This window comes from Paenibacillus sp. MMS18-CY102, assembly GCF_009789195.1.
Classification (GTDB): Bacteria; Bacillota; Bacilli; order Paenibacillales; family Paenibacillaceae; genus Paenibacillus_T.
This window is the reverse complement of sequence record NZ_WSTC01000047.1, coordinates 24,999-30,998: the sequence shown is the minus strand read 5'-3', so window position 1 is coordinate 30,998 and position 6,000 is coordinate 24,999. Positions and strand designations below refer to the sequence as shown.

The 6,000-nt window shown below is 50.8% G+C and carries 6 protein-coding genes; 3 read left to right on the top strand and 3 right to left on the bottom strand.

The window, feature by feature from the left end; translation table 11 throughout:
* Positions 1-356: 356 nt before the first annotated feature.
* Positions 357-674 (top strand): hypothetical protein, encoded by a 318-nt coding sequence (locus GON22_RS23705; RefSeq protein ID WP_160398569.1) that lies wholly within the window; start codon positions 357-359, stop codon positions 672-674.
* Between the two features lie 65 nt (positions 675-739).
* On the opposite strand, the gene cls is transcribed toward GON22_RS23705, so the two are convergent.
* Both cls and GON22_RS23695 read right to left on the bottom strand, forming a co-directional pair.
* Positions 740-2,191, bottom strand: coding sequence for a cardiolipin synthase (cls, locus tag GON22_RS23700; protein ID WP_160398568.1), 1,452 nt, complete (start codon positions 2,189-2,191; stop codon positions 740-742).
* A 116-nt stretch (positions 2,192-2,307) separates the two neighbouring features.
* A complete protein-coding gene (locus GON22_RS23695; protein ID WP_160398567.1) occupies positions 2,308-2,946 on the bottom strand; it encodes a hypothetical protein in 639 nt (212 codons plus the stop codon).
* 188 nt (positions 2,947-3,134) lie between these two features.
* Here GON22_RS23695 and GON22_RS23690 point away from each other — a divergent pair, with 188 nt between their 5' ends.
* Both GON22_RS23690 and GON22_RS23685 read left to right on the top strand, forming a co-directional pair.
* Positions 3,135-4,688, top strand: a complete 1,554-nt coding sequence (locus GON22_RS23690; RefSeq protein WP_237179325.1) for a sensor histidine kinase — start codon at positions 3,135-3,137, stop codon at positions 4,686-4,688.
* Complete coding sequence (locus tag GON22_RS23685; RefSeq protein ID WP_160398566.1) at positions 4,685-5,371, top strand: response regulator transcription factor; 687 nt, start codon at positions 4,685-4,687, stop codon at positions 5,369-5,371. The genes GON22_RS23690 and GON22_RS23685 overlap by 4 nt, the downstream gene beginning before the upstream one ends.
* A 110-nt stretch (positions 5,372-5,481) precedes the next feature.
* Here the strand turns inward: GON22_RS23685 and GON22_RS23680 are convergent, their stop codons facing one another.
* Complete coding sequence (locus GON22_RS23680; RefSeq protein ID WP_160398565.1) at positions 5,482-5,832, bottom strand: hypothetical protein; 351 nt, start codon at positions 5,830-5,832, stop codon at positions 5,482-5,484.
* Between the last annotated feature and the right edge of the window lie 168 nt (positions 5,833-6,000).

The window sequence follows — 6,000 nt, the reverse complement described above, 5'->3', positions numbered from 1 at the left end:
TGAACTAACTGGCTAAACGTAGTAGACTTGTTCATAAGATCGCCTCTTGGGGGTGGAGTGGGTGGTACTACCCATTACCCGAGAGTGCGATCTTTTTACCATTTCTAGGTTAATCAACAGGCCTGCATTTCATGCAACGAGATATGTTTCAAATGAGCCATACTGTGCCCCAAACATAGAAACCCCTTTTTCCCATTGTACGATATGCAATGATACCTCCTCACTTCCACAATCAAGTTGATTCCATTGTATAAACTGCAATGAGCAGGTTGCTGAACGCACCAACGCAGCTCTGAACAAGATGTGATAATATTCAGCTAAAACGGGTTAATATAGGTAAGGGACGGAGGGATAGCATGAGGACATTGACATTATCTATGTGGTTAGTTGTTATATGCGTATCATTCACGTTAGGTGGATGCAGCCTCTTTCAGTCTCATCCTAGCGAGACGGCGATTGAATTAAACGCATTTAACAGCCTATCGAAGGAAGATCAGGATCGGATTAAGGCAAGCCCGAAGGATTCTTTTGTGAAAATCGTCAAGTACAAGGGGCAGGACGCATACGCCGTAACGTTTAACCATACAAGTACAGATTCATCTGGCAATATTACGGTTTATGTTGGCCTAGATAAAACTTCAATTATGGGGCAAGGGTTCGAGGATGAACAATAAACAAAATACCGCCAACCGCAGTACGACGAACCATCGTGCCGGGGTTGGCGGTATTTGCGTTTTCGTTACAAGATCGGCGACAGCAGCTTCGAAATCGACTCATTGAACTTGCTCCAAGCGGAGCGGTTATTGTAATCCTCCAGCGTGAATGGAATGCTCTCTTCCACATCCTGCTCATAGATCGATTCAAGCCGCTGCGCGGTTTCCCAGTCGTAGAAAATGCCATTAACCTCGAAGTTGAGCTTCAAGCTGCGAATGTCGAAGTTGGCGGTGCCTACGGTGGCGATTCGCCCATCGACGACCATCATTTTGGCATGCAGGAAGCCGTTGGTGTACAGATAGCACTTAACCCCGGCTTGAAGCAGCTCTCCTACGTAGTAGCGAGATGCCCAATGGACGAACATATGATCCGCCATATGCGGGATCATGACCCGAACATCGATGCCGGATAGCGAGGCGATCCGCAGGGCGTTCAGGAGGCTTTCGTCAGGGATCAAATAAGGCGTCTGCAGCCAAATCGTCCGCTTCGCCGAATGGATCATATGGAGCAGCGCATTCTCGACATGCCGCCATTGGTCGCTAGGCCCGCCAGCGACGAACTGCACCGCCAGTTGACCATCGCCTGATACGACGGGATCAGGGAAAAACTCGGGCAAATGCTGCGCGGATTGATGGGTCGCGAGCCCCCAATCCATTAGAAACATGCGCTGCAGCGAATGAACCGCTTCGCCCCGCAGCCGCATATGGGTATCTCGCCAATGGCCGAACCGTTGGTCAAGGCCGACATACTCATTGCCGACGTTGAAGCCGCCGGTGTAGCTGATGAGGCCGTCGATGATGACGATTTTGCGATGGTTGCGGTAATTGATGCGGAAGTTGAAGTACGGAATGCGCGAAGGGAAGAAAATCGCCCGTTGTCCGCCTGCGGCATCGAATTCGGTGAAAAACCGGTCATTGAGCTTTCTCGAACCGATATCGTCGTACAATAGACGCACCTGTACGCCCTCGCGGGCTTTGGCTGTCAGCGCGTCACGCACCTTGCGTCCCCAGCCATCATTATTGAAGATGTAATATTGCATATGGATATGCTGGGTCGCTGCCGCGATATCAGCCAACAGCTGCTCGAACTTCTTCAGGCCTTCCGTATAAAAGTCAACCTCGTTGCGCAGGGTGAGGAGGGAACGGGATGTTTTCAAATTCATGTCGATCAGCTTGCGATACGGCATGATCATTCCTTCTTTATCATCCGGCCAGCCTTCCTCCAGCTTCTGGCTCTGCTCGGCGATCATCGACTTTAAGTAGGCATGATCGCGTTTGTCCCACTTGTACAGCTTTCTCCGGCGCATATTTTGCCCCAATATCATATATAACACGAAGCCGACTACCGGAACGAATAGCAGCACCATGAGCCACGACCAAGTGGCCGCGACGTTGCGCCGTTCCATGAATACGAGTACGCCCGCTAATAAGATATTGACCGGAAGCAGCAGCAACGTAAGTTCCGTGTTCCATGTCATCGGTCTACACTCCCTAGATGATTGGTATGAATGTGTAGTTGCATCTTACCTATTTTCGGTAATTCGGTCAAGAAAGATACGCCTATAAAAAAAGCCCGATCACATTCTTCATGCGACTAGGCTGCTGAACCGTATAACATTTCACCTTTATCGTTATATAACTTTTGAGCTTTTAGCTTTTGCACGAAATCATCGCCTATAACCGTATGCTGCTCTAGAGGCTGTACAAGCTCCTCTCCCGTCGATGGTTCTTCCCCGACTAAGAAGTTCTTATCATGAATTTGAATCAACGTAACGGCTGTTTCAGAGGCTGCTGTAATCGTCGCATAAGCGGCTGTGAACAACGAGGCATCCCCTCCGCCGCCTGCAAACTCATACTTCCCATCCTTCAATGTGAGGGTGATCCAAGTTTTGGGGGAGCCGTTCAGCTCAACGAGGAACGCCCATTGATTGGTGGGGGATACGATGTCCATAATTTTGTTGGCTGCAGGGGATGACAGCTTCTTCTTGTCGATGCCCCAGACTTGAAACCCTCTGCCTAACCGGGTGCTCCTTACTTCCTCTGCGCTATTAAAGCTGTAGGTCTGATACTGTTGTGCAATTAGGTCCTGATAGTCAGCAAGCGCTTGCTCAGAGGCGACAAGGGCCCCTTCGGGCAATGCTGCTGATTGCTTGTCATTGTCCGCATATACAGAGAATGATGACATCAAGATAGCAAGGATGATCCAGAGCGCAAAACGTATTCTTGTTCCCATAGGCGTAAAATGCTCCCTTCACAAAGCCGACAGCTAACTAGACGTGATACGCAGCAGAAAAGTTCAAGAAACTGGAATTTTTATTGAAAAAGCGTGAGAAGTGAGGCGGAGCGGTGCAACGGGCTGCCATTTGCACATGGGCACAGGTGCGGTATACTAACCCTCATGGAAGGGAGGGGAACGACAACATGTCTATCCGATTACGCTTGCTGCTGTCCTTTACGGCTGTGCTGGCGGTGGCCATTATTTTGTTTATGACGACATCCTACCTGATTTCGGTAGCGATTACAGGCGATATGCGCAGCATTAGCAGCTTCTATAGCATTCATTATTCCTTGCATCCCCTTACGGATGAGGAAGAGACGATTTTTCTTGATCTCAAATATTTGGCCAAGCAGGACCCCGACAGCCTGGCGGATGAGAAGCTTCTGGCAGAATACGACCGCATGCTCAAAATGGTCAAAGCCGGCCTCGTCGTCCGGCATGACGGGAAGGTGCTATATACGTCGCCTTCGCTCGGAGAATCGGCGATGGGCGATTATTTGCCCCAGTACGACGCAGCGAACAACGCAATTCGCAGTACGCTGAATGTGGGCAACCGCTTCTTCTCGTATGCAAAGTTTGATTTTCCGTTCCAGGACAGGCAAGAAGGAAGCATCTATGTGCTGCGGGAGCGGAGCCCTTTTCCAGAGCTTGTTCGGACGTTGCTGCCGATCCTCGTGCTCGTGCTGCTGGCGGTCATGCTGCTGACAGGGCTGCTATTGTACCGAAATGTGACGAAAACAATCATTCGCCCGCTTGATGTGCTGAGGCGGTCGGCGGAGCAGATCAAGGAGGGCGACTTGCAGTTTAAGCTGGAGCCGCAGTCGCGCGATGAGATTGGCCAGCTTAGCTTAACGTTCGAGCAGATGCGCCAGAAGCTGAACGAATCCATTCAATTGCAGCTGCAATATGAGGATAATCGCAAGCAGCTTATTTCGAATATCTCGCATGATTTGAAAACGCCGATTACGACGATCAAAGGCTATGTCGAAGGCATCCGCGACGGGCTCGCCGATTCGCCGGAGAAGCTGGACAAGTATGTCGGAACAATCCATGCGAAGGTGACGGACATGGGTCGGCTCGTTGATGAGCTGCTGCTGTATTCCAAGCTGGACTTGCGGCGCGAGCCATATTCGTTCGAGCGGATCGACCTTGCGGCATTCGTCGAGGATGCAGTTGAGGAGAGCGGGTTTGAGCTGGAGGAGCAGGGCATTGCCGTTACGCTGGAGGGGGCGCGGTTGACGCATGCTGACGTGATGGCGGATCGTCAGAAGCTGCGCCGTGTGCTAGGCAACCTCATTCAGAATAGCGTGAAGTTCATGGACAAGCCAGATCGAAGGATCATGTTCCGCTTGCGGGAAGAGGATGGGGATACGCTCGTCGTTGAGGTGACGGACAATGGGGCGGGCATTGCGGACGAGGCGCTGCCGCATATATTCGAGCGCTTCTATCGGGCGGAAGCTTCCCGCAACTCCCGAACAGGCGGCAGTGGGCTGGGGCTTGCTATTGCGAAGCAGATCATAGAAGGGCATGGCGGCATGATTGAAGCGGAGAGCCGGATTGGCGCGGGGACGACGATGCGGATTCGGTTGCGCAGGGCGGATAGTGGAACGGTAGCAAGCAGTAGATTGGCAGGGCAGGATGCCGTTCCTGCGGCGACGGGCAAGCAAGGACAACGGGAGACGGGTGATAGCACATGAAACGGATATTGATCATTGAGGATGAAATACCGATTGCGGAGCTGGAGCGGGATTATTTTGAGCTGCATGGCTTTACGGCGGAGCTGGCGCATGATGGCGAGGAAGGGATGGCGAAGGCGCTGGCCGGCGGTTATGATTTAATCATTCTTGACCTGAACCTACCGGGGGCCGATGGCCTGGAGGTGTGCCGCAACATTCGGGCGCAGCTGGACGTGCCGATTCTGATCGTATCCGCGCGCGATGAGGAGATTGATAAGATTCGCGGCTTCGGGCTGGGTGCGGATGATTTTGTAACGAAGCCATTCAGCCCCAATGAGCTGATCGCCAGAGCGAAGGCGCATCTGTCCCGCTATGAGCGGTTTGCAAGCCGCACGGCTGAGCCGGAGCAGCTTCATATCCGTGAGCTGACGATCGATAAAGCATCGCGGCGCGTCTACGTGCACGGCGACGAAGTTGTGCTGACGGCCCGCGAGTTTGATGTACTCGTCTTCATGGCGGCGCATCCGAACCGGGTGTTTAGCAAAACAGAGCTGTTCGAGCGGCTATGGGGCTTCGACTCGGCGGGCGATATCGCAACCGTAGCGGTCCATATTCGCCGCGTGCGCGAGAAGATCGAGGCCGTGCCGTCGAATCCGCAGTTTATCGAGACGGTGTGGGGCGCGGGGTACCGGTTTACGGTTTGAATGTGGGGGGCGGGAGTGTTTTATTTAAAGAGATACTTGGACTGTCCAAATTACAGTTTTCAGTTAGATAGGAATTAGTGTTTCTATCTAACTGAAAACTGTATGCGCACTTATTTACTATAAATAATCTTTCTTATTTCATTCGTCTGCTCCTCTGGGATTATATAACCTTGTCCGCTAGCCGATGTATCGACGAGTAGAGCGGTACGGCCATCCTCGTCCTCAACGTTTAATGTATATTTCTTTTGTGTGTTATCTTCGTATGTAAGGTACATAAAGAACATAACACCGTAGTCTAGTTTGCCTTTCATTTTTTTTGTTTTTTTAATGGCTTGTTCAAATGTCTTTAGTTCTTCAATGTTCTCATGGTTCAAAATCTTTGTTGAAAACGGTGGTGTCTTCAGTTTCTTACAAAGGTCGGCACATTCAAGTTCAATGTTAACGATCTCTTTGCCGTCCAAAATATTATTTCCGCATCCTGAAATTGCAATAACGAAGAATAACAGTAGGATGAGGGGCCACTTTCTTTGAATGATGCCCACCTCCAATGTCGGGTTTTCAGTAATAGAACAACTTCAACTTATCATTTTCTTTAGTTCTAATAAATAGTTCGGATGTAATAAATACTT

Bases quoted from the DNA above. Each gene is read 5' to 3' on its own strand.
- GON22_RS23705 (WP_160398569.1), top strand. From the start codon at position 357: ATGAGGACATTGACATTATCTATGTGGTTAGTTGTTATATGCGTATCA.
- cls (WP_160398568.1), bottom strand. From the start codon at position 2,191: ATGACATGGAACACGGAACTTACGTTGCTGCTGCTTCCGGTCAATATC.
- GON22_RS23695 (WP_160398567.1), bottom strand. From the start codon at position 2,946: ATGGGAACAAGAATACGTTTTGCGCTCTGGATCATCCTTGCTATCTTG.
- GON22_RS23690 (WP_237179325.1), top strand. From the start codon at position 3,135: ATGTCTATCCGATTACGCTTGCTGCTGTCCTTTACGGCTGTGCTGGCG.
- GON22_RS23685 (WP_160398566.1), top strand. From the start codon at position 4,685: ATGAAACGGATATTGATCATTGAGGATGAAATACCGATTGCGGAGCTG.